Genomic DNA, 21,794 nt, shown 5'->3' on the forward strand with positions numbered 1-21,794 from the left:
GGGCTGTGGACGGGCCCGGGATAGTTTGAGGCGTTATCAACCTCCAGCGGGTCCGAAAAGGTTGATAACGCCTCAAACTATCCGTCAGCGACCGGCCCCGAAGGCGCCGCCGGGACCGAAGGCGAGCGCCGCGAACCGCTCCCCCATCAGCGCGTGGGTGGGGCCGTCGGGGTGCAGGCCGTCGGGAAGCGGGTACTCGGCCTCGTCGGCCTCGCCGTAGAGCTCGCGGCCGTCGAGCAGGTGCAGGTGCGGGTCGGACGACGCGCGCTCGGCCACGATGCGGGCCAGCTCGGCGCGGATCACCTCGAGCGTGAGCCGCCCGGCGGCGACTTCGGCAGGATCGCCGGTCGCGATCCAGCCGACTCGGCCTTCCGCCATCGCGGAGAGGTCGGGTGCCAGCGGGCCGGGCGTGTTCTCGTGCGTCGGGCAGCGCACCGGCGAGATCACCAGCAGCGGCGTCTCGGGGTGTCCCTCGCGGATGGTGTCGAGGAAGCCGTGCACCGCCGGGCCGAAGGCGCGCAGGCGCATCAGGTCGGCGTTGACCACGTTGATCCCGATCTTCACGCTCACCAGGTCGGCCGGCGCGTCGCGGATCGCACGGGCGGTGAACGGGTCGAGGAGCGCACCTCCGCCGAAGCCGAGGTTCACCAGGTCGACGCCGCCGCGGCGGGCCGCGATCACCGGCCAGGTGCCGGTGGGATGGGTGGCGTTGGACCCGTGACTGATCGAGCTGCCGTGGTGCACCCACACCCGGTCCGAGGCCGCGAGCGGGGTCACCGGCGCATCGGCCCGCAGCGCCGACACCACCGTGCTCTCGTCGTGCGGCAGCCAGATCTCCACGGACTTCTCGCCCTCGGGGAGGTCGGCGAAGCGCACGGTCGCCCGATCACCGGCGCGCTGCTCGAAGCTGCCGGTCGCCAGGTCGATGGTGAGGACGTCGCCGCCGTCGGCGGTGGCCTGCGCGACCAGCGCGCCGTCGACCAGCAGGTCGTAGACGCCGTCGGGCCGCGGTGGGGCTCCGAGGTAGACCCGCTTGGTCGGCACCGTGTCGAGCTCGATCGTGCGCGCTGCGGTGGTGAGGGCGAGCCGGATGCCCGCAGGCTGAGACTCCGCCATCAGCAGCTGTGGATCGGTGCACTGGGCACGTGCTCGTGCTGGCAGGCGATGAAGCACCAGCCCTCGCGGGGTCGGCTCGACCTCGATGACACCACGAATCAGGGACGCGTCCAGCGGGATGTCGTTCAGGCTCACTCCGCCGATTCTCGCCCGGACCCGGCAGCGATCACGAGCCGCCCCGCCGACGTGGTGGGATGTGCGCATGAGCACGAGCACCCCGAGCGGGACGCCGATCGGCATCGACTTCGGCGGGTCCGGGATCAAGGCGGCCGCCGTCGACCTCGACACCGGCGACTTCGCCGGCGAACGGACCCGGATCGACACCCCGCAGCCCTCGACACCCGACGCCGTCGCCAAGGTCCTGGTCGACCTGCTCGACGCCGTCGACGCCGACGGCCCGGTGGGGGTCACCGTGCCCGGTGTGGTCCGCGGCGGCGTCGTGGGCAGCGCGGCGAACATCGACCAGTCCTGGATCGGCGCCGACGCCTCGGCCGTCTTCGGGACCGCTACCGGGCGCCGGGTCGTGGCTCTCAACGACGCCGATGCCGCCGGCCTGGCCGAGGCCGCCTTCGGTGCCGCGCGAGGTCAGCGCGGCCTCGTGGTGATGACCACCCTCGGCACCGGGATCGGGTCGGCGCTGCTGTACGACGGCGCCCTGGTCCCGAACGCCGAGCTCGGGCACCTCGAGATCGACGGCCGCAACGCCGAGTCCCACGCCGCCAACAGTGCGCGCGAACGCGAGGACCTGGACTGGGCGGAGTGGGCGGACCGGCTCACCGTCTACTACACGACGGTCGAGCGGCTCCTCTCCCCCGACCTGTTCGTCGTGGGCGGCGGAGTGAGCAAGCACGCCGACAAGTTCCTGCCGCTGATCAAGATCGACACCCCGATCATCCCGGCCCTCCTGCGCAACAAGGCCGGGATCATCGGCGCCGCGCTGCACGCGAGCCGGGCCTAGGCCTCCAGGGATCCATATGGAGAGTGGTGATCTCGCCCGCCAGCTCGTCGACGCCCTGCCGGACGGCGCCGTCATCGTCGGCCTGGACGGCACGGTCCGGTTCGCCAACCCGGCCGTGGAGACCCTCCTCGGCGTCGACCGGCTCATCGGGCGTCACATCGGCGAGTTCCTCGACTCGGTCGGGATGATCGACGCCGACGAGCTGCTGACCGAGACCTCGGAGGGCACCGACCCCGCCGACGAGGAGCTCGACACCATGCTGGTCCGCGCCGACGGGGCTCCGCAGTGGGTGCGCCTGCGCCGGACGATGCTCAAGGAGGACGGTCGTCCGATCGGCGTGGTCCTGCGCCTCACCGATCACAGCCGCACCAAGCAGGTGTGGGACTCGGTCAGTGCGAGCCGGGTACGCCTGGCCAGGGCCGAACGGATCTCCCGCACCGGCAGCTGGACCTGGGACCTGGCCCGTGACGTCGTCGCCTACTCCCAGGGCCTGGTCGACCTCTACGGCGCACGAGCCGAGGACCTCACCGTGCGCGATCGCGAGCGGCTGCTCTCGGTGACCCACCCCGACGACCACGAGCGGTTGACGACGGCGCTGGACCGGCTGCTGCGCCGCGAGGCCACCACACTCGACCTCGAGGTGCGCCAAGAGGGGGTCGCCGGCTGGATGTGGGTCCGGCTCCGGGCCGTCGGCAGCTACGGCGACGACGGTGCTCCGGCGGAGCTCTCGGGGACCTACCAGGACATCACGCGCGCGCGCGACACCGAGGACCAGCTGCAGGACCTGGTGGCTCAGAGCTCCTTGATGCAGGCGGTCGCCAGCGCCGCCAACCATGCGGCGACATTCGGCGAGGCACTGATCCAGGCACGAGAGCTCGTCCTCGCTCACGAGTCCTGGGAGCGTGCCCGGGCATTCGTACCGACCGACGACGGGCGCGGACTCGACCCGCTCCTGGCCCCGGACGACGAGCCGGATCGTGACCAGACCCCCGCCGACCTCGCCTCCGTCGAGGCGTCCACCGCCCTGGCCTGCCTGCACCGCGGAGCGACGGTCTGGGACGACGACCGCGGGCTCACCATCGCCTTCCCGATCCTGCTGGGCACCCGGATCATCACCGTCGTCACGATCACCTCGCGCCCGCCGGTGCGCCAGCGTGAGGTCTTCGAGCAGCTGGTCGAGCAGGCAGCGCTCCAGCTGGGCCGCGTCGCAGAGCGCGAGCGGACCGCTCGCCAGCTCGCCGATGCCCGCGATCGGGCGGTAGGCGCCTCCCAGCACAAGACCGACTTCCTGGCCACGATGAGCCATGAGATCCGCACCCCGCTCAACGGCATCATCGGCCTGAACGAGCTGCTCGCGGCCACCGAGCTCACCGACCAGCAACAGCACCTGATCTCGGGCATCGCGGTGTCCAGCAGGTCGCTTCTGGAACTGACCAACAACATCTTGGACTTCGCCAAGATCGAGGCCGGACGGCTCGAGGTGGAGAGCATCGACTTCGGGGTGCGCGAGGTGCTCACCGAGGTCGGCAACGTCCTCGCCGAGGCCGCACGCGCCCGCGACATCGACCTGCGGATCTCCTGCAGCCCCGACGTGCCCGCCTCGGTGTCCGGCGATCCGATGCGCTTCAAGCAGGTGGTGCTGAACCTGGCCTCGAACGCCGTCAAGTTCACCGCCGAGGGGTCGGTCACGATCCGCGCGACCGCACGCCCGGACCGCGGCGACGTCACCGTGGTGCGCGTCGACGTCCACGACACCGGCATCGGCATCGACCCGGAGCAGCAGGAGCACATCTTCACCCCTTTCGCCCAAGCCGACGCGTCCACCACGCGCCGCTTCGGAGGCACCGGTCTCGGCCTGGCGATCTCCGCCGAGATCGTCGCTGCCTTCGGCGGCCGGATCGGCCTGGAGAGCAAGCCCGGCGAGGGGAGCACGTTCTGGTTCACCTCGCGCTTCGGTTCGGCGGCGAGTCCGGTGAGCACCGCTCTCGTTGCGGACCGCGAAACGCTCGGGGCCGCACACTTCCTCGTGGTCGCCGATGACTCCCGGAACCGGATGGTGCTGCAGGAGCAGCTCGGCTGGTGGACGGCGAGCAGCACCGAGGTCGTCGACGCGCACGCGGCCGTGCTCGCCGTGGGCGATCGTTCGGTGCGCTACGACGCGGTCATCGTCGACCTCGTGGCCCCGCACGACGACGTCGCCCTGGCCCGCGACCTGCGCGCGGCCGGGCTCCCCGACGGCCGTCCGATCATCGTGCTCAGCGCGACCACAGCCGATGTCGACGATCTGGCCGCCCTCGGTGCGATCGCGCGGAACCTGCCGACCCGGTTCGACTCGCTGCGCGAGGACCTCCTCAGCGCGCTGACCGAACGGGACTCGGCTGCCGGCGACTCCGGGGAGCTCATGCCGGTAGGCCACGGCTCGGTCCTCGTCGTGGAGGACAACCCGATCAACCAGCTGGTCGCACGCGGCCTGCTGGAGTCGCTCGGCTACGAGGTCGACACCGCCGACGACGGCACGGCCGCCCTGGACCGACTGCGACAACGGTCCTTCGACGCGGTTCTGATGGACGTCCAGATGCCACGCCTCGACGGCTACGACACCACCCGGGCACTCCGGCTCGACGACGTCAGGGACCGGCGCGGCCGGCGGCTGCCCATCCTGGCCATGACCGCCGCTGCGATCACCGGCGAGCGCGAGCGCTGCCTGGCGGCAGGGATGGACGACTTCATCGCCAAGCCGGTCTCGATCGGAGCCCTCGCAGCGGCGCTCTCGCGTTGGATCGGCGAGCACGCCCCCGAGCTCGAGCCCGAGGCGGCACCGGTGGACCATCGCGACGACGTCGACGACCTCGAGCCGTCCCCGGCAGCACCCTTGGACCACGACCGGCTGACGATGCTGCGCGAGCTGCGCCCGGGCGACACCTCCTACCTCGACCGGGCGATCGGCAACTTCCTGGAGCGACGCAGCGGCGTCGTGTCCACCGTGTCTCGCACCATCGAGGAGCGCGACCCCGTGGCCCTGGTCGCCGCGGCCCACGCACTGCGCGGCAGCGCCGGCAACCTGGGTCTCCCGGTCGTCGCCGACATCGCGGCAACCCTCGAGGAGCTGGGCCGAGGCGCCAGTACCGCCGGCTCCGCCGCCCTGCTCGAGCGGCTCGTCCTCGCCCTGGACGACGCGTGCGCGGCCCTGGCCGAGTACCGCGAGTGGTACCAGTCCGCCGAGACCGACGGGCTTGTGACATAGGTCACAAAGCCGAAGAATCTTTGTTTGTGTGGACTTTTTTCCGAACGGTACCGTTTAGTCACTGACTCCGCGGACCGATACCTCGGAGCACACCGGCTGAGGTTCGAGGGGGGCCACCAGCATGGACAACGACTGCGTGACCGCCGAACACGATGCTCGGCCACGGCCCGCTGCCCACGAGGTCTGCGCGATCGTGCCGGCCCACAACGAGGCCGCGGGGATCGCGGACACGCTGGCCGGACTGCGCGAGCAGACCTCGCCGGTGACCCGCGTCGTCGTGGTAGCCGACAACTGCACCGACGACACCGCGGAGATCGCACGGCGTCATGGCGCCGAGGTCGTGGTCACCGAGGGCAACCAGGATCGCAAGGCCGGCGCGCTGAACCAGGCGATCGCACGGCTCGACCTCCCGGCGCTGACCCTGGTGATGGACGCCGACACCGTGATCTCGCCCCGATTCGTCGAGCTCGCGTTGGAGGAGCTGCGCGATCCGGCGATCGGCGCGGTGGGCGCAGTCTTCACCGGCGAGGGACGCTCGTTCCTCGAGCGCTGCCAGGTCAACGAGTGGGCCCGCTACGCCCGCCAGCTCTCCCGCGCCAACCGGGTGTGGGTGCTGTCCGGCACCGCTGCCCTGATCCGCAGCGAGGCGCTGCGCGCCGTCGCGCAGGCCCGCGGGACGACGCTGCCCGGCCGGCGCGGCGACGTCTACCTCTCCGACGCGCTCACCGAGGACTTCGAGCTGACCCTCGCCCTGCGGACGGTCGGCTACGACCTGCGCTCACCGCTCGAGTGCTCCTCGACCACCGAGGTCATGCCGACCTGGCCCGCCCTGTGGCGCCAGCGCTCGCGGTGGTACGCCGGTGCCCTGCAGACGGTCGGGACCTATGGAATGACGCGCGTCACCTGGCGCTACTGGGGCCAGCAGGTGATGCTCGGACTGAGCACCTTCGCGATGGCGCTGCTCCTGATCGTGACGGCGACCGCGTTCTTCGCCGACGACCTCACCACCTCCCCGTTCTGGATCGCCGTCGGCGTGGCGTTCTGGGTCAACCAGGTCGTCACCTCGTGGCGGCACCGCCAGGGGCGATGGCTCTCGGTCCTGCTGCTCCCCGAGCTGGTCTACGCCCTGTTCCTCCAAGCGGTCTTCGCCGACTCCATCCGCCGCCGGCTCCTGCGCCAGCGCCTGGAGTGGGGGCATCTGGAGTCCCCCGCCGGCGCCTGACGTCGGACCACCTCACCCACCTGAAGCCGCGGTCGCCGAGACCGCCTCCTCAAGGAGCCTCCATGCACTACTCGCCCTCGGCCGCGATGGCCTCGATCGGCGTGCCCTTCGTCCTGCTGCAGCACACCCTCGCCGGGCTGGTGCTGCTCTTCGCCGTGCTCGCCGTCAAGGCGCTGCTGCCGCGCGTGATCGCACACCCGGTCGCAGCACACCGCCGGCGAGCCGCCCGCTCACGCCTTGCGGAGGGAGTCGTCGCCGACCAGCTCGTCTGACTCGACGTCGGCGCGTGCTGCCTGGCGTCGCGCCTGCCTTCGTTCCCACCAGGCCGCGACCCACATCACCAGTCCGGCCAGGAGCGCGCCGACGATCAGGTCGATGACGTAGTGCTCGGCGTAGTAGACCAGCGCGACGCACATCAACGCCGGGTAGATCAGCAGCATCCACCGCCACGGGCTCTTCCATCGCCAGATCCCATAGAGGGCGATGAGCACCGCCGTGGCCGTGTGGAGCGACGGCATCGCCGCGACCGGGTTCCCGACGCCGTTGAGGATCACATTGGCCCGCTGGACGCCGAGATCGCCCCAGCCACGGGAGGTGAGCCGGGTCACCGGCCCGAACAGGCCCTCCTGGGAGGCCAGCCACGGTGGCGCCATCGGGTAGGACATGTAGATGAGGAGGCCGGCGAAGTTGAGGCCGATGTAGCGGCGCATCCACACCAGCCACTCGGCACGATTGCGCAGCCACAGCACGACGGCGATGATCAGCCCGGCCAGGAAGTGGGTCGCGTAGACGGTGGTGAAGACCACCTCGAACCACCGGGTGGGCTGGTCCAGGCGACACGGGTCGCCGCACCAGGCGTGCTGGAGGGTCTCGGTCGGCGTCGTGCCCCCGAACATCCAGCGATCGACGTCGATCGGCATCTGCCAGTGGATGGTGATGTCGAACTCGTCGATCCACCCGCGGCTGAAGAAGTAGACGGTGAGCAGGAGCGCCGGGATCGACCAGTCGCGCAGGAAGCCGAGGTGCTGACGCCAGGGCGCCTCGATGCTCCAGGCGATCGTGCCGAGCCAGCAGGTGAAGAGCACGGTCAGGGCATCGTTGGGGATCCCGATCGTCGCCGACCACACGACGACGAGCAGGACCCACACCGTCATCGCGGTGTAGCGGGCGGCCGGCCGCGTCTGGTTCGGCGTGCTTGCGCTCGCCTCCGCCGTGGGAGCGCCGGTCGTGGCGGGCTCCTCGTCGATGCTCGACTCCTTCCGCACCGGACACACCCCTCGTTGGCTCCTTCGAGCCGTCAGTGTGGCCTATCCCACCAACTCGACCCGACGCCGCCCCCGGGCCGTGCCTTCTTGGAACACCGACGCGCACTCGGCCGTTGACCCCCTAAGCACCCTCGACACGACGGCGATCGGAGAGACATGAGCGAGGTACTGATCATCGGCGGCCACGGCAAGGTGGCACTGCTTGCAGAGCGCCTGCTGGCCGGCGCCGGCCACCGCGTGGTCGGTGTGATCCGCAATCCCGACCATGCCGACGACGTCCGGGCCGCCGGCGCCGAGCCGCTGGTGAGCGACGTCGAGAGCCTCGACGTGGCCGGACTCACCGAACTGGTGGCGGGATACGACGCAGTGGTCTGGTCGGCAGGCGCGGGCGGCGGGAACCCGGCCCGCACCTACGCGGTCGATCGCGACGCCGCGATCCGCACGGTCGACGCCGTCGGTGCGGCGGCCGCCGACGGCGGCACGCCGGCGCGCCTGGTGATGGTGTCGTACTTCGGCGCCGGACCCGACCACGGCGTCGCGCCGGAGAATGCGTTCTTCCCCTACGCCGAGGCGAAGTCCGAGGCCGACGCCTACATCGAGGCCTCGGCGGTGCCGTGGACGATCCTGCGACCCAGCAGGCTCACCGACGGCGCCCCCGGCGGTGTGAGCACCACCGACCGCAACCCGGGCGAGGTCCCCCGCGCCACCGTGGCCGAGGTGATCGCCGCGGTCGTAGACCATCCGGCCTCCACCGACCGCCGCATCATCACGTTCAACCAGGGACCGGAGCCCGTCGCCGACGTCGTCGCCGGGGCGTGAGCAAGCGAGCTTGCGAGCGCCGACGAAACCCCGGGTCCCGCACCGCCCCCGGAGGTTGAGCAAGCGAGCCTGCGAGCGCCGACGAAACCCGGGGTCCCACAGAGCGCGCCGGACAATAGAAGAAGCCCGCCGGAGTCTCGGGTCTCCAGCGGGCTTCTGTGTTCAAGTGTAGGGCGTTGGTTCAAGGGAGCGCAGCACAATCGCGTGATTCGCCGGAACTTTCTCGATCGGCCCTTGCTCAGCCTTCCAAAGTGGCCGCACGGAAGCGGTCGACGTCGCCGTCGGACAGGGCGTGCGCTCGCAGCCAGGCGCGCGGTCCGCCCTCGCTGTGGAGGTAGTCGAGCAGGCCCCGCATGTTCTCCGCCCGCGGCAGCTGGTCGTCATACGACGACCCGGACAACATCTCCGCGTAGGGTCCACGTCCCGACAGCCGGCCGAGGATCGCGGTGAGCGCACCCTCGGTGAGCACGTAGTCGGCGATGATCTCCTCGTCGGGCACACCGAGCAGGCCGAGCACGAGCGCGGCCACGGTGCCGGTGCGGTCCTTGCCTGCGGCGCAGTGGAAGAGCACCGGCGCGTCCTCGGGGGTGATCACCTTGCGGACCGCCTCCACCACCAGGTCGGGCCGATGGGTCAGGTAGCCCTGGTACTTCGCGTGCCACGACGTCTCACGCCCTGCCGAGATCGGCACCGCGAGGTAGTCGACGCCGTGCGCTGACCAGTCGACGCACTCGTACTGCGCCTCGGCGGGCTGACGCAGATCGACCACCGACCGCAGGCCCAGCGTCTCGACGGCGTGCGCGACGTCGACGAAGCCGGGATAGTCACTGCGGTAGAGCAGGCCGCTGCGCACCCGGCGTCCCTCGTCGTTGACCAGGCCGCCGAGATCTCGCACGTTGTGCACGCCGTCGAAGGTGCGCACCCGGTCGGCGTGCTGGGTGAGGTCGGGTCTCATGCCCCCACTATGGGGGTCCGCGGTGGCCGGTAGGGCACTACGGCCTGAAAGGTGAGCGAACTCCCACCCGCACGACGTCAGCAGCCGGGAGGGCGAGGAACGAGCACGACCGGCGCCGGCGAAACCTCACCAGCCCCCTCGCGAACCCCGGCAAGGACGGCCGCCGGGGTTTCGTCGGCGCTCGCTGACGCTCGCTTGCTCAACCTCCGGCCGGTCGCTCGCTCAACCTCCGGCGGGACCGCCGTCGGCGACTCCGGCCTCGTCGAAGGTCGCCATGCCGTCGTGCACGGCCACCGCGGCGCTCAGGACCCCGACGGCCAGGCCGGCGCCGGAGCCCTCGCCGAGGTGCAGGCCGAGGTCGAGGAGCGGGGCGAGGCCGAGGCGGGCGAGGACGTCGGCGTGGGCGCCCTCGGTGCTCACGTGTCCGGCCAGGCAATGGTCGAGCGTGGTCGGCTCCTGCGCGAACAGGACGGCGGCGGCGGCCGTCGTCACGTAGCCGTCGAGGACGACCGGGACTCCGAGCAGTCGGGCGGCCAGGATCGCCCCGGCCATCGCGGCGATCTCGCGACCACCCAGCCGCGCCAGCACCGCGAGCGGGTCGTCGAGCCCGTCGGCGTGGCGGGTGAGACCGGCGGAGACCGCGGCGGCCTTACGGGCCAGCCCCTCGTCGTCGACGCCGGTCCCGCGACCGACCCAGTGCTCGGCGGCGCCGCCCCAGAGTCCGGCATAGATCGCCGCCGCGGACGTGGTGTTGCCGATTCCCATCTCGCCGATCGCCAGCAGGTCGGTGCCCGGCGGGACGGCGCGCATCCCCGCGGCGAAGGCCTCCACGAACTCTGCCTCGTCCATCGCGGGCTGCATCGTCAGGTCCTGGGTGGGGCGCTCCCAGCCCAGGTCGACCACCTCGAGGTCGATGCCGTGCGTGCGGCAGATCTGGTTGATCGCGGCACCACCGGCTCGGAAGTTCGCGATCATCTGCCCGGTCACCTCGGCCGGGAAGGCCGACACCCCCTGCTCGACGACGCCGTGGCTCCCGGCGAAGACGCACATCCGCGGCGTCTCCAGCCGAGGGCGCGGACGCCGCTGCCAGGCCGCGAGCCACTCCACGACGTCCTCGACGCGGCCCAGGCTCCCCGGCGGCTTGGTCAGCCGGGCGTCCCGCTCGCGCACCGCGGCGGCGGCGTCAAGGTCGGGCCCGGGGAGATCGTCCAGCAGAGCGCGGATATCGTCGGCGGTCGAGACGGCGGGCACGGCGGAGGAGTCGGGCACCGCCCCATGGTGCCGGACGAGAGGTCCGGCCGAACGACGAGGGCGGGCCGGTGCTGACGCAGATCTGCATGGGACTGCGGTTCTACTCGCGACTACCCATCCCGACCGGGCCCTGGGAGCGCGACCCGCACGGCGTGCCCGACTTCCGGCGGATCACGCCGGTCGTCCCGATCATCGGCCTGCTGCTCGGCGTGCTCCCCGCCGCCGTGCTCCTCGGCGCGGACGCCGTCGGCCTCGGTCCGCTGCTCGCGGCCGGTCTCGCCGTCGCCACCGCCACCGTCACCACCGGCGCCTTCCACGAGGACGGCCTCGCCGACACGGCCGACAGCTTCGGGGCGCACACCACCGAGCGGCGCCTGGAGGTGATGCGCGACTCGCGCATCGGGACGTTCGGCGCCGCGGCACTGATCCTCGGCCTGCTGCTGCGCGTCGGCGCCCTCGCCGAGCTGCTCGCGCACCTGGACGCCGCCGAGACCGCGGCCCTCCTGGTCGCCGCGGCCGGGGCGAGCCGCGCCGCGCCGTTGCTGATGATGGTGCTCCTGCCCACCGCGCGCACCGACGGCGCGTCGTACTCGGTCGGCCTGCCCAGCCGCCTCGGCGTCGGTATCGCGTGGGTGCTCGCGGCCGCCGCCGGGCTCGCCCTGGCCGCCGCGACCGGCGCACCGCTCGGCGCGACCGCGGCCGGGCTGGGCGCCGTCGCGATCGTGGGGCTGCTCGCGGTCCCCTTCGCCGCCCGACACATCGGCGGCTACACCGGCGACATCGCCGGGGCCGCCCAGCAGGTCTCGGAGATCGCGATGCTGCTGACCGTTCTGGCAGTGGTGAACGGCTAGGACACGCCCTAGGACCCGGCCCAGGCCGAGCGCAGCAGGGTCTCCAACACCTCCAGGTCGGCCGGGGCGGGGTTCGACTCGGGCACCACCGACAGCACCGCGGCGGCGGCCTCGACCGCCTGCGCCTCCGACAGTCCCAGCTCGCGCAGCGTGCGCGGCGGGTCGAGCTCGTCGTACAGGGCGCGCAGACCCGCCGACGCCGACGGCGCGCCGAAGGCCTCGGCCAGCCGCCGCTCGGCGTCGGGCGCGTGCGGCGCGTTGAGCGCGAGGACGTGGGGAAGCACCACCGCATGGGTCGCGGCGTGCGGCAGGTCGTAGCGCCCGCCGAGCACGTGACAGATCTTGTGATGGAGCCCGGAGCCGGCCGAGGCGAACGCCGTCGACGCCAGGTAGGTGCCATAGAACGCGTCGGCCCGCGCCGGGAGCGAGTCCGGGGTCGCAGCCACCGCGGGGAGCGCCGCGGCGAGGGAACGCACGGCCTCGGTCGCGAGGACGGCGTTGATGGGGTCGGCCCGCGGCGCCCACAGCGCGTCGACGGCATGCGCCAGGGCGTTGAGACCGCTCGACGTCGAGAGCCCGACCGGCAGGCCGACGGTGAGCGCCGCGTCGTAGATCACCGCCTTCGGGAGCACCTGCGGGTCGACGCCGGTGCGCTTGACGCCGTCGGTGGTCAGGCCCCAGATGTCGGTGGCCTCCGAGCCCGCGTAGGTCGTGGGCACCGCGAGGATCGGCAGCCCCGTGGTGAGCGCGACGGCCTTCGCCAGGCCGGTGGCCGAGCCGCCGCCGACGCAGATCAGCCCGTCGACGTCGTGCTCACCGGCCACCGTGCGAGCCCGCTCGGCGACGTCGGCGGGAACATGCTCGCGTACGTCGTCGTGCAGCACCGCGACGTCGAGGCCAGCGGTGAGCGTGCGCGCGAGGGCGGCACCACGCGGGGTGGCGATCACCATCGGACGGGCGATCGCCGCCGACGCGGCCTCCTCGGCGAGCGCTGCCGTCGCGCGACCGGTGTCGAAGCGCACCCGCTGCGGGAGCCACTCGTGGAGGAAGTCCACGAGGATCAGCCGGCCAGGGCCAGGATGCGGTCGTCGCTGCGGCCGAGGACGTCGAGTGCCGTCGCCCGGTCTCCCGCGGCGAGAGCCCTGCGGAGCTCGGTCGAGGAGCACGTCCGCTCGCCGCGGCGGACGAGGTCGACGCCGCGGACCTCGAAGCCGAGCCGAGCGCCGAGGCGTTCGAGGAAGAGCAGATCGCCCTCGCCGCCGTAGCCGCAGCGGAAGTTGTCACCGACGACGAGCGACCGCGCACCGAGCCGGCCCACCAGGCCACGCTCGACGAAGGCGGTGGCCGTCTGGGCGGCCAGCGTGCGGGTGAAGGGCAGCACCACGACGCCGTCGACGCCCAGGGACAGGGCCTGGTCGATCCGGTCGGTCACCGAGAGCAGTTGGACCGGCGCCCGCTCGGGAGCGAGGACCACCAACGGGTGCGGTTCGAAGGTGACCAGCACCGTGGGGAGGTCGAGGCGTCGACCCGAGGCCAGCGCCTCCTCGACGAGCGCGACGTGGCCGCGGTGGAAGCCGTCGAAGACGCCTGCGGTGACGACCGATCCGTCGATCTCGCCGATCAGCGGCCAGGTCCGCCACACGCGCTGCTGTCGCGACCGGTTCATCGGGGCCTCCAGAGGGGGACGGACGTCGAGAAGGGAGTCGAGAAGGGAGTGGTGATCGGTCGTGGGGCCGGTACGCCGCCGGCCCCACGACCGAAGCCTGGGTGAGACTGACCTACCAGGCTCAGGCCTTGGCCGGCTCGAGCTCGAAGTCGTAGGTCGTGCGGCGGGTGCCGGTGCCGTCGTCCTGCGGGTCGAGGATCAGCTCGGGCTTGGTCGCCTCGGCGACGTCGGAGTCGAGCCACTCGCCGCCGGCGAAGTAGAGCTGCGTGGTGATCGGGCGGTGCCCCTCGGCCTTGACCAGGATGTGCAGGTGAGCCGGACGCCAGGGGTGCCAGCCCGCGGCCTCGATGAGCTGGCCGGTCGGGCCGTCGGTCGGGATCTGGTACGGCGCAGGCTGGATCGTGGTGATCGAGAACCGGCCCTCGTCGTCGGTGACCACGACACCGCGCAGGTTGCCCTCGGGCAGATGCTCGGCGAAGCCGGAGTAGTAGCCGTCGGCGTCGCTCTGCCAGATCTCGACGGTGGCGCCGCCGAGGCCGGTGCCGTCGATGTCGCGGACCTGCCCGTCGAAGACCAGCGGGGTCGCGTTGGGGTCGTCCTGGTGCGGCAGCTCGCACACCGACTCGAGACGGGTCTGGTCGGGCAGGTAGTAGGGGCCGAGGATCGAGCCCTTGGTGCCGGACTGCGACTTGGCGACCTGCTCCTCGACCGCGTGCTCGACGAAGACGTCCATGAACAGCGGCCACTCGCCGCCCTCGCCGACTGCCATCAGCCAGCCCTTCGCGGCCTGGAACTCGGGGTAGGTGACGTCGTGCTCGGCGATCGCGTCGTGGACGCCCTTGAGGACGGCGGTGACGATCGCGGCCACCCGCTCCGGCGGGGTGTCGGCGAGATCGCCCGAGGCGGCGGTCGCCTTGAAGTTCTTGCTGGCATTGGCGCCCGCGCCTGCGGCGGTGGGGGTGTTCTGGGTGGTTGTCATGCTCGATCTAACCTCTTTCTGGGTCGGAGTGGGGGCGATAGGCAGGCCGCGGTCAGTTGCTCCGGTTGAGGATCTGGCTGACGTCGGTCGGGTTGATCAGGTCCGGAGCGGTCCAGCCGTCCAGGTCGTACTCGGCCAGGAAGGAGTCGGCGAAGCCGGTCATCCGGTCGGCCTCTCCCTGCGCCTCGGCGGCGAAGAGGATCTCGGCCTTCACGTTCTCGTGGTTGCCCGAGTAGTTGCGCTCGTAGAGCTCGTGGCGCCCACCGAACTCGGTGCCCACGGCGTCCCAGAGGGCCTTCATCAGCTTGGTCCGGTCGACGGCGTCGTAGCCGTTCGAGCCGCGGACGTACTTGTCGAGGTAGGGACGGACCTCAGGGGTCTTGAAGTCGATGGCATTGGAGTTGAGGTAGATCAGGCCGGAGGCGACGTCCTGCTGGATGATCTCCTTGACCCGCGGGTACATCTGGATCATCAGCTGGCGGTAGACCATGCCGTAGTCGAGCTTGGGCAGCGCCATCCCGCCGGGGCCCTGGTCGGGGTTGGCCACCGAGGCGTCGGCCAGGGCGCGGAAGGTGTTGCGATAGCCGATCACCTCGCCGACCCGGGTCTGCACGCCACGGAAGTCCTTGGTGCCGGTCGCCTCGAGCGCCTTGAGCAGCAGGCCGGCGATGAACTCGAGCTTGGTCGCCAGGCGGATGCAGCCGTGGAAGGTGAAGCGGTGGAAGAAGCCGGTCTGCATGGCGAAGCCGTTGATCTTGTCGACGTCGCCGTAGACGAAGATGTTCTCCCACGGCACCAGGACCTTGTCGAAGACGAAGATCGTGTCGTTCTCGTCCATCCGGCTCGAGAGCGGGTAGTCGAACGGGCTACCGAGGCTGTCGGCCTGCATGCCGTACGACGGGCGGCAGATGAGCTTCACGCCCGGCGCGTCCATCGGCACGGTGCAGACCAGCGCGTACTCCTTCTTGCGGATCGGGAGCCCGTAGTGGGCGATGAAGTTGTAGTTGGTGATCGCCGAGCCGGTGGCGACCACCTTCGCGCCCGAGACGATGACGCCCTCGTCGGTCTCCTTCTCGACCTTCATGAACACATCGCCGACCTCGTCGGGCGGCAGGTTGCGGTCGACCGGCGGGTTGATGATCGCGTGGTTCCAGTAGAGGACCTTCTCCTGGCTCTCCTTGTACCAGCGCTTGGCGTTCTCCTGGTACGGCGAGTAGAACTCCGGGTAGCCGCCGAGGGTGCCGAGGAAGCTGCCCTTGTAGTCGGGCGAGCGGCCCATCCAGCCCCAGGTCTGCCGGGCCCAGTGCTCGATCGCGCGACGGTCGGCGGCGAGGTCCTCGCTGGAGTGCGGGGTGCGGAAGAACGGGTGCGTCCAGCCTCCGTTGCCGGTGTCGGTGGAGACCCACAGGTCCTTCTTGAGCTCCTCGTCGTGCAGGGAGTCGTAGAGCCGGGCCGTCATCCGGATCGGATTGCGGAACGCCGGGTGCTCGGTGACGTCCTTGACCCGCTCGCCGTAGATCCAGATCTCCCGGTCGTCACGCAGGGACTCCATGTACTCCGCGCCGGTCATCGGCGCGGTGGCCGTGGCTCCCTCGGGGGCCTGCAGCGCCTCGATGTGCGCGTCGGTCGTGGTCTCGGGGCGATCCTCGGTCTGGGTCATCTCGTTCTCTCTTCGATAGATGGGAACTGGGGTCGGACGTTGGTGGTCAGAGCTGGGCGGTGCCGGCCAGCGGACGGAAGCTCTCGGCGTCGAACCAGCCGGAGGTCGGGCAGTCGATCGAGCCGTCCCAGTGCAGGCCGGGCGCCTGGTCGTGGTCGGGGCTCAGGTAGCGGAACTGGCCGCCGAAGAAGAGCAGGGGGTCCTGACCGGTGAGCTCTACGGCCTCCACCTCGCCGATGACGATGAGGTGGTCGCCACCGTCGTAGGTGCGCCACGGCCGGCACGAGATCGTCGTGGCGGCGCCGGCCAGCAGCGGAGCGGTCGGTCCCTCGGCCCACGCGGGAGGGTCCTCTGCCGGACGCCCGGCGAAGTGCCAGGCGACGTCGAGCTGGTCGTGGGCCAGCACGTTGATGGCGAAGGGGCGGCCGTCGAGGAACTGGCACGCCTTGGAGGCGCGGCCCAGCGTCACCTGGGCGAGGGCCGGCTCGAGCGAGACGGCGGTGAAGGCGTTCACCGTGGCGCCGTGGGGCTGACCCTCGCTGGTCTCACAGGTCACGACGGTGACGCCGGTGGCGAAGCCACCGAAGGCGTTGCGTAGTTGGCGCGGGTCCATCCGAACCTCCTGTACGCTATGCGTACGATCTGTACGACTGGCGTACACCGACTGTGTCCGCGATCACAGCCGAAGTCAACAGGTCGGCTCTCACCCATTGGTACGCATGCGATATCGACTAAGACGCGGCCTGGGACATTGGAGGCGAGCACCGCAGGACGGTCATCGGAGAGGAGCGGCGAAGGGCATGGACGAGGTCTCGGGACGCGACATCATCCAGAGCATCGAGCGCGGCTTCGCGGTGCTGCTCGCCTTCGACGCCGACCTGCCGACCGCCACCCTGGCCGAGCTCGCCGAGAAGACCGGCCTGTCGCGTCCCGCCGTCCGCCGGATCCTGCTTACCCTCCAGCGCCTCGGATACGTCGCCGGGGAGTCGGGCCGGTGGTCCCTCACTCCGCGGGTGCTCACCATCGGTCAGCACTATGCGGCGACACACGGCATCGTCGAGATCGCCCAACCCCACCTACTGCGCCTGGTCGAGCTCACCGGCGAGTCCGCGTCCCTGGCCCAGCTCGACGGCGTCGAGGTCGTCTACGTCGCCCGCGTGCACGCCCGTCGCGTGCTGAGCCACAACGTCGACATCGGCACCCGGCTCCCGGTGCACGCGACCTCGATGGGCCGCGTGGTGGCGGCCTACGCGCCGGCCGACACCGTCACCCGGATCATCGACGAGACCGGCCTGCCGGCGCTCACCCCGCGCACCGTCACCGACCCGATCAGGTTCCGCGACATCCTGCACGAGGTTCGGACCCAGGGCTACGCCCTCGTCGACGGCGAGCTCGAGGAGGGCTTCCTCTCGATGGCGGTGCCCGTGCGCGACGGTCGCGGCGACGTCGTGGCCGCGCTCGCCTACTCGACCTCGCGCGGACGCTTCGCCCCCGACGACCTCGTCCGCGACGCCTTGCCCCTGCTGCTGGAGGCCGCCGCCTCTGTGAGCGCCGATCTCGAAGTGGTCACCGCCCGCCCCCGCACGCTCCCGGGCGGCCCACGTCCGGGGATGTTCCCGCCGCCGACGGGGCACTAGCGCTCGGTCAGGCCAGGCCGTCCAACAGGGCCAGTGCGCGCCCAAGTACCGGGTTGTCGTCGCCCTCGCGGGTGGCGACCACCAGCTCGACGCCCGGTGATCCGGTCAGCGGGACGTAGACCACGCCGGGCACCTGCAGCGCCGCGGTCGGCTCGGGCACGACGGCGATGCCGATGCCCGCGGCCACGAAGGTAACCAGGGTCGAGGTCTCGGCGACCTCGTGGACGACCTGGAGGTCGAGCCCGGCGGCGCCGAAGAGGTCGTGCACCAGGGAGTTCATCGCCGAGCGCCCGCTGCCGGCATGGATGATCAGCCCCTCACCGGCGAGGTCGGTGAGGCGCAGCCGCTTGCGCTCGCCGAGCCGGTGCTCCTCGGGGACGGCCGCCAGGAGGCGGTCCTGACGAACGGCGCCGAGCGCGAGACCGGCGGCGTCAGAGACCCGCCGCATCAGGGCGAGGTCGAGGTCGCCGTCCTGCAAGGCGGTCGCCTGCTCGGGCGAGAGCATCTCGCCACGGAAGCCGAACTCGACCCCGGGCATCTCCCGCCGCAGTGCCTTGGCGAACGCCGGCAGCAGGGAGTACGTCGCCGACCCGACGCACCCCACCATGAGCCGCCCGCTCCGGCCGGCCGCGATCCGGCCGGCCAGCTCTCCCGCCGCATCGACGGCGGCGAGGATCTCGCGAGCGTGCTCGAGGTAGGACGCGCCGGCCGCGGTGAGGTCGACGCGACGGGTCGTGCGGGTCAGCAGGGTGACGCCGAGCTCGGTCTCGAGCTGGCGGATGGCCTGCGAGAGGGGCGGTTGGGCCATGTGCAGGCGCTCGGCAGCGCGACCGAAGTGCCGCTGCTCCGCCACCGCGACGAAGTAGCGCAGATGCCGCAGTTCCATCCACTGATACTTGCAGAGTTCCAGTGATCTGAGAATGGGTTCTTCCACATATCGACGGTCGTCAACTACGTTCGGCTCCATGGACTCTCCGCTGACCGCGCTCCCCCGGTGCGCGCTCGTCGTCCCCGCCTCGAACCCGAGGATGGTGGCCAAGGCCCTGGCCTCGACCGCCGACGAGGTGGTGCTCGACCTCGAGGACGCCGTCGCACCGGCGGCCAAGAGCGAGGCCCGCGACACCGTCGTCGAGACCCTCACGAACGCCGGCCCCGACGGTTCCCGTGCCCCCGCCCTCGCGGTACGGGTGAACCAGATCGGCAGCGCCTGGTGCCACCTCGACGTGCTGGCCGTGGCCGGCGCGATCGCCGCCGGGGCGCCTGCGGTGACCCTGGTCGTGCCCAAGGTGGAGTCGGCCGCCGACGTCGGCTTCGTCGACCGCCTGCTCCGAGGAGCGCTCGCCGAGCACGGCGACCCCGTTGGCGGCCGTGGCCGGATCGCGGTCGACGTCCTGATCGAGACCGCGGCGGCCCTGCGCGACCTCGACCAGATCCTCTCGGCGGCCTCGGCGGCCTCGGGCGACCTGGTCCGCGCGGCGATCATCGGCTACGCCGACCTCGGCGCGGACCTCGGCCGCGAGCCAGGCGGCGACCGGTGGGACGCCGTCCGCGACCGGGTCGTGACCGCGGCCCGTGCGGCCGGGTGCGGGCTGGTCGACGGGCCCTGGCTCGGCACCGCCGCCGACGAGGAGTTCGTGCACGACCGGGAGCGCGCCCGGGCCCTCGGCTTCGACGGCACCTGGGTGATCCACCCGGCCCAGATCGCCGAGGCGACCCGCATCTACAGCCCCACCGGCGAGCAGGTCGACTGGGCCGGGCGGGTCGTGGCTGCACTCGACGCCGCGATCGCCGACGGCGCGGGCGCGGTCGCCCTCGACGGGCAGATGCTCGACGAGGCGGTCGCGGTGCGGGCACGCTCCATCCTCGCCCGGGCGGAGGCTGCGCGGTGAGCACCGGAACGACCACCCCCGCCCGCGGGCCCTACTTCGACGAGCTGACCCGCGGCCAGGTCTTCGACACCGCTCCCGGCGTCACCCTCACCTCTGGCGGCGCCGCCACCCACCAGGCGATCCTCGGCGACCGGCTGGCGCTGGCCACCGACCACGAGCTCGGGCGCCGGCTCAGCGGACGCGGCCCGCTCGCCCACCCGGGATACGTGTGGGACGTCTCGATCGGCCAGTCGACGCTGGCCACCCACTTCGTCAAGGCCAATCTGTTCTACCGCGGCCTCGCGTTCCGGCGGTTCCCGGTGCTCGGCGACACGCTCTCGACGGTCACCACCGTCGTGGGCCTCAAGCAGAACACCCCACGCGAAGGACGTCCGCTCACCGGCCTCGCCGCCCTGCGGATCACCACGGTCGACCAGCACGGCACCGCCGTCCTGGACTTCCATCGCTGCGCGATGCTCCCTCTCTCGCCGGGGGCCGGCCCCACCGAGGACGCCGACGACCTGTCGCAGCTGGGCTCTGAGTCGACTGATGACCCCAGCGTCCTCGACAGTCTCGACCTCGACGCCGTACCGGCCGCGTTCGGGCCACCGCCCGAGCCCGGCACCGTGATCGAGGTGATCGGGGGCGACGTAGTGAGCAGTGCTCCCGAACTGGCCCGGCTCACCCTGAACGTCGCGCAGGTGCATCACGACGCCCGCGCCGGCGGCGGTCGTCGACTGGTCTACGGCGGGCACACGATCGGGCTCGCCGCCGCCCAGGCGAGTCGTGCGCTGCCGGGTCTGCTCACCTTCGTGGGCTGGCGCTCGTGCGACCACACCGGCCCGGTGCACGAGGGCGACACCCTGCGCAGCACCGTCACGGTCGACGACGTCCGCCCCGGACCCGCCGGGACGCACCTGCTCGATCTTCGCTCGCTCGTCACGGCCGATGCCCTCGAGGCCGAGGGCGAGGCGCGTCCCGTACTCGACTGGCACTACACCGTCTGGAGTCGCTGACATGTCCGATCAGCCCACGAACACCGCCCTCGGCCCGCTCGACGGGCTCCGCGTCGTCGAGACCACCAGCTTCGTCGCCGGCCCGCTGGCCGGGATGACCCTGGCCCAGCTCGGCGCCGAGGTGATCCGGCTCGATCCGGCCTCCGGTCCCGCGGACGCCGGGCGCTGGCCGCTCGACCACGACGGCCGCAGCCTGTTCTGGGCCGGGCTCAACAAGGGCGTGCGCTCGGTGGCGCTCGACTTCCGCAGCCCGGAGGGGCAGGAGCTCGCGGCCGCGCTGATCACGGCGCCGGGCGAGAACGCCGGACTCTTCGTCGACAACACGATCGGCCGCGACTTCCTCTCCTACGACTCGCTCAGTGCGCGCCGCCCCGACCTGGTGCACGTGCACATTCAGGGTCATCCCGACGGCCGCCCGGCGATGGACTACGCCGTCAACCCGCTCTACGGCGTCCCGATGCTCACCCGTCAGGTCGACAGCGATCGTCCGGTCAACCACGTCCTTCCCGCCTGGGACATCGCCACCGGCCTGCTCGCCGTCACGGGCCTGCTCACCGGCCTGCACAAGCGGCGGAGCGACGGCTCGGGGTCGCGCATCGACCTCGCCCTCGCCGACGTCGCCGCCGCGCACGTGGCCCATCTGGGCTGGCTGGCCGAGGCCGCCGAGCGCGGCCACGACCGGCCCCGGCTGGGCAACCACATGTTCGGGGCCTTCGGGGTCGACTTCGGCTGCGCCGACGGGCGACGCGTCATCGCCGTGGCGATCACCGGTCAGCAGTGGCGCGACCTGGTCCGGCTCACCGGCACCCAGGCCGTCTTCGACGCCATCGCCGAGAGCCTCGGCGCGGACCTCTCGGTCGAGGGCCAGCGCTTCGAGCACCGCGCGATCATCGAGGCGGTGCTCGCCCCGTGGTTCGCCAAGCGCACCTCCGCCGAGGTGCTGGCGGCCGCCGAGGGCACCCGGGTGATGGTCGGCGAGTTCCGCTCGCCCAAGGAGGTCGTCGACGCGTTCCGTCGCGGCGAGGAGTCCGCGATCCTCACCGAGATCGACCAGGCGGGCTCGCCGATGCTCACCGCGGCCTCGCCGCTGCGGTGGGACGACGTGTACGCCGAGCCGCGTCCCGCGCCCGCCTTCGCCTCCGACACCGAGTGGGCGCTGGCCGACGTGCTCGGCCTGTCGGGAGCCGAGATCGGGAGGCTCGCCGAGGCCGGCGTCATCCGCGAGCATTGATATTCTATGACTCTCAATAACGGCCAGATCGATACTTCTCTGTATCGACCTGCCGC

Annotated in this window: 20 protein-coding genes; 10 read left to right on the forward strand and 10 right to left on the reverse strand. The window is 71.7% G+C overall.

Annotated features, from left to right (window positions below; translation table 11 throughout):
• Positions 1–84: 84 nt before the first annotated feature.
• Positions 85–1,251, reverse strand: coding sequence for a GDSL-type esterase/lipase family protein (locus WMR31_RS03295; protein WP_340537339.1), 1,167 nt, complete (start codon positions 1,249–1,251; stop codon positions 85–87).
• Positions 1,252–1,318: 67 nt separating this feature from the next.
• Between WMR31_RS03295 and ppgK the strand changes: the two genes are divergently transcribed.
• From ppgK to WMR31_RS03315, 4 genes are all read left to right on the forward strand, one after another.
• Positions 1,319–2,074, forward strand: coding sequence for a polyphosphate--glucose phosphotransferase (gene ppgK / locus WMR31_RS03300; RefSeq protein WP_340537340.1), 756 nt, complete (start codon positions 1,319–1,321; stop codon positions 2,072–2,074).
• Between the two features lie 16 nt (positions 2,075–2,090).
• Positions 2,091–5,318, forward strand: coding sequence for a PAS domain-containing hybrid sensor histidine kinase/response regulator (locus WMR31_RS03305; protein ID WP_340537341.1), 3,228 nt, complete (start codon positions 2,091–2,093; stop codon positions 5,316–5,318).
• Positions 5,319–5,454: 136 nt separating this feature from the next.
• Entirely contained in the window at positions 5,455–6,540 is a 1,086-nt protein-coding gene (locus tag WMR31_RS03310) for a glycosyltransferase family 2 protein (protein ID WP_340537342.1), read from the forward strand.
• A 62-nt stretch (positions 6,541–6,602) separates the two neighbouring features.
• The gene (locus WMR31_RS03315; RefSeq protein WP_340537343.1) at positions 6,603–6,812 is read left to right on the forward strand and encodes a hypothetical protein; all 210 of its coding nucleotides are present in this window, start codon (positions 6,603–6,605) and stop codon (positions 6,810–6,812) included.
• On the opposite strand, the gene WMR31_RS03320 is transcribed toward WMR31_RS03315, so the two are convergent.
• Positions 6,771–7,805, reverse strand: coding sequence for a phosphatase PAP2 family protein (locus WMR31_RS03320; RefSeq protein WP_340537344.1), 1,035 nt, complete (start codon positions 7,803–7,805; stop codon positions 6,771–6,773). The genes WMR31_RS03315 and WMR31_RS03320 overlap by 42 nt on opposite strands.
• Before the next feature lie 156 nt (positions 7,806–7,961).
• Here WMR31_RS03320 and WMR31_RS03325 point away from each other — a divergent pair, with 156 nt between their 5' ends.
• Positions 7,962–8,624 (forward strand): SDR family oxidoreductase, encoded by a 663-nt coding sequence (locus WMR31_RS03325; protein ID WP_340537345.1) that lies wholly within the window; start codon positions 7,962–7,964, stop codon positions 8,622–8,624.
• 238 nt (positions 8,625–8,862) lie between these two features.
• On the opposite strand, the gene WMR31_RS03330 is transcribed toward WMR31_RS03325, so the two are convergent.
• Together WMR31_RS03330 and cobT are read right to left on the reverse strand one after the other, a co-directional pair.
• Entirely contained in the window at positions 8,863–9,579 is a 717-nt protein-coding gene (locus WMR31_RS03330; protein ID WP_340537346.1) for a tyrosine-protein phosphatase, read from the reverse strand.
• A gap of 222 nt (positions 9,580–9,801) precedes the next feature.
• The gene (gene cobT, locus WMR31_RS03335) at positions 9,802–10,848 is read right to left on the reverse strand and encodes a nicotinate-nucleotide--dimethylbenzimidazole phosphoribosyltransferase (RefSeq protein WP_340537347.1); all 1,047 of its coding nucleotides are present in this window, start codon (positions 10,846–10,848) and stop codon (positions 9,802–9,804) included.
• Positions 10,849–10,898: 50 nt separating this feature from the next.
• On the opposite strand from cobT, the gene cobS reads away from it, so the two are divergent.
• On the forward strand, positions 10,899–11,681 hold the full coding sequence (cobS, locus tag WMR31_RS03340) for an adenosylcobinamide-GDP ribazoletransferase (protein WP_340537348.1): 783 nt from the start codon (positions 10,899–10,901) through the stop codon (positions 11,679–11,681).
• Between the two features lie 8 nt (positions 11,682–11,689).
• Here cobS and WMR31_RS03345 read toward each other — a convergent pair whose 3' ends face one another.
• From WMR31_RS03345 to WMR31_RS03365, 5 genes are all read right to left on the reverse strand, one after another.
• Positions 11,690–12,736 carry a maleylacetate reductase gene (locus WMR31_RS03345; RefSeq protein WP_340537349.1) on the reverse strand — a complete coding sequence of 349 codons (1,047 nt, stop codon included), beginning with the start codon at positions 12,734–12,736 and terminating at the stop codon, positions 11,690–11,692.
• Positions 12,737–12,741: 5 nt separating this feature from the next.
• Positions 12,742–13,347 carry a hypothetical protein gene (locus WMR31_RS03350; RefSeq protein ID WP_340537350.1) on the reverse strand — a complete coding sequence of 202 codons (606 nt, stop codon included), beginning with the start codon at positions 13,345–13,347 and terminating at the stop codon, positions 12,742–12,744.
• Positions 13,348–13,468: 121 nt separating this feature from the next.
• Entirely contained in the window at positions 13,469–14,326 is an 858-nt protein-coding gene (locus WMR31_RS03355; protein WP_340537351.1) for a dioxygenase family protein, read from the reverse strand.
• Between the two features lie 52 nt (positions 14,327–14,378).
• The gene (locus WMR31_RS03360) at positions 14,379–15,986 is read right to left on the reverse strand and encodes a 4-hydroxyphenylacetate 3-hydroxylase family protein (RefSeq protein ID WP_340537352.1); all 1,608 of its coding nucleotides are present in this window, start codon (positions 15,984–15,986) and stop codon (positions 14,379–14,381) included.
• A gap of 46 nt (positions 15,987–16,032) precedes the next feature.
• The gene (locus tag WMR31_RS03365; RefSeq protein ID WP_340537353.1) at positions 16,033–16,599 is read right to left on the reverse strand and encodes a flavin reductase family protein; all 567 of its coding nucleotides are present in this window, start codon (positions 16,597–16,599) and stop codon (positions 16,033–16,035) included.
• A 187-nt stretch (positions 16,600–16,786) separates the two neighbouring features.
• On the opposite strand from WMR31_RS03365, the gene WMR31_RS03370 reads away from it, so the two are divergent.
• Positions 16,787–17,623: an IclR family transcriptional regulator domain-containing protein gene (locus WMR31_RS03370; RefSeq protein ID WP_340537354.1), complete on the forward strand. Its 837-nt coding sequence runs from the start codon at positions 16,787–16,789 to the stop codon at positions 17,621–17,623.
• Positions 17,624–17,630: 7 nt separating this feature from the next.
• On the opposite strand, the gene WMR31_RS03375 is transcribed toward WMR31_RS03370, so the two are convergent.
• Positions 17,631–18,509, reverse strand: coding sequence for a LysR substrate-binding domain-containing protein (locus tag WMR31_RS03375; protein WP_340537355.1), 879 nt, complete (start codon positions 18,507–18,509; stop codon positions 17,631–17,633).
• Positions 18,510–18,588: 79 nt separating this feature from the next.
• On the opposite strand from WMR31_RS03375, the gene WMR31_RS03380 reads away from it, so the two are divergent.
• The 3 genes from WMR31_RS03380 to WMR31_RS03390 are packed head-to-tail and all read left to right on the forward strand — an operon-like array spanning position 18,589 to position 21,738.
• Positions 18,589–19,512: an HpcH/HpaI aldolase/citrate lyase family protein gene (locus WMR31_RS03380; RefSeq protein WP_340537356.1), complete on the forward strand. Its 924-nt coding sequence runs from the start codon at positions 18,589–18,591 to the stop codon at positions 19,510–19,512.
• A complete protein-coding gene (locus tag WMR31_RS03385; RefSeq protein WP_340537357.1) occupies positions 19,509–20,507 on the forward strand; it encodes a MaoC family dehydratase in 999 nt (332 codons plus the stop codon). Before WMR31_RS03380 ends, WMR31_RS03385 begins: the two co-directional genes overlap by 4 nt.
• A 1-nt stretch (position 20,508) precedes the next feature.
• The gene (locus tag WMR31_RS03390) at positions 20,509–21,738 is read left to right on the forward strand and encodes a CoA transferase (RefSeq protein WP_340537358.1); all 1,230 of its coding nucleotides are present in this window, start codon (positions 20,509–20,511) and stop codon (positions 21,736–21,738) included.
• Positions 21,739–21,794: the final 56 nt, after the last annotated feature.

This window comes from Nocardioides epinepheli (assembly GCF_037936805.1).
GTDB lineage: Bacteria > Actinomycetota > Actinomycetes > Propionibacteriales > Nocardioidaceae > Nocardioides.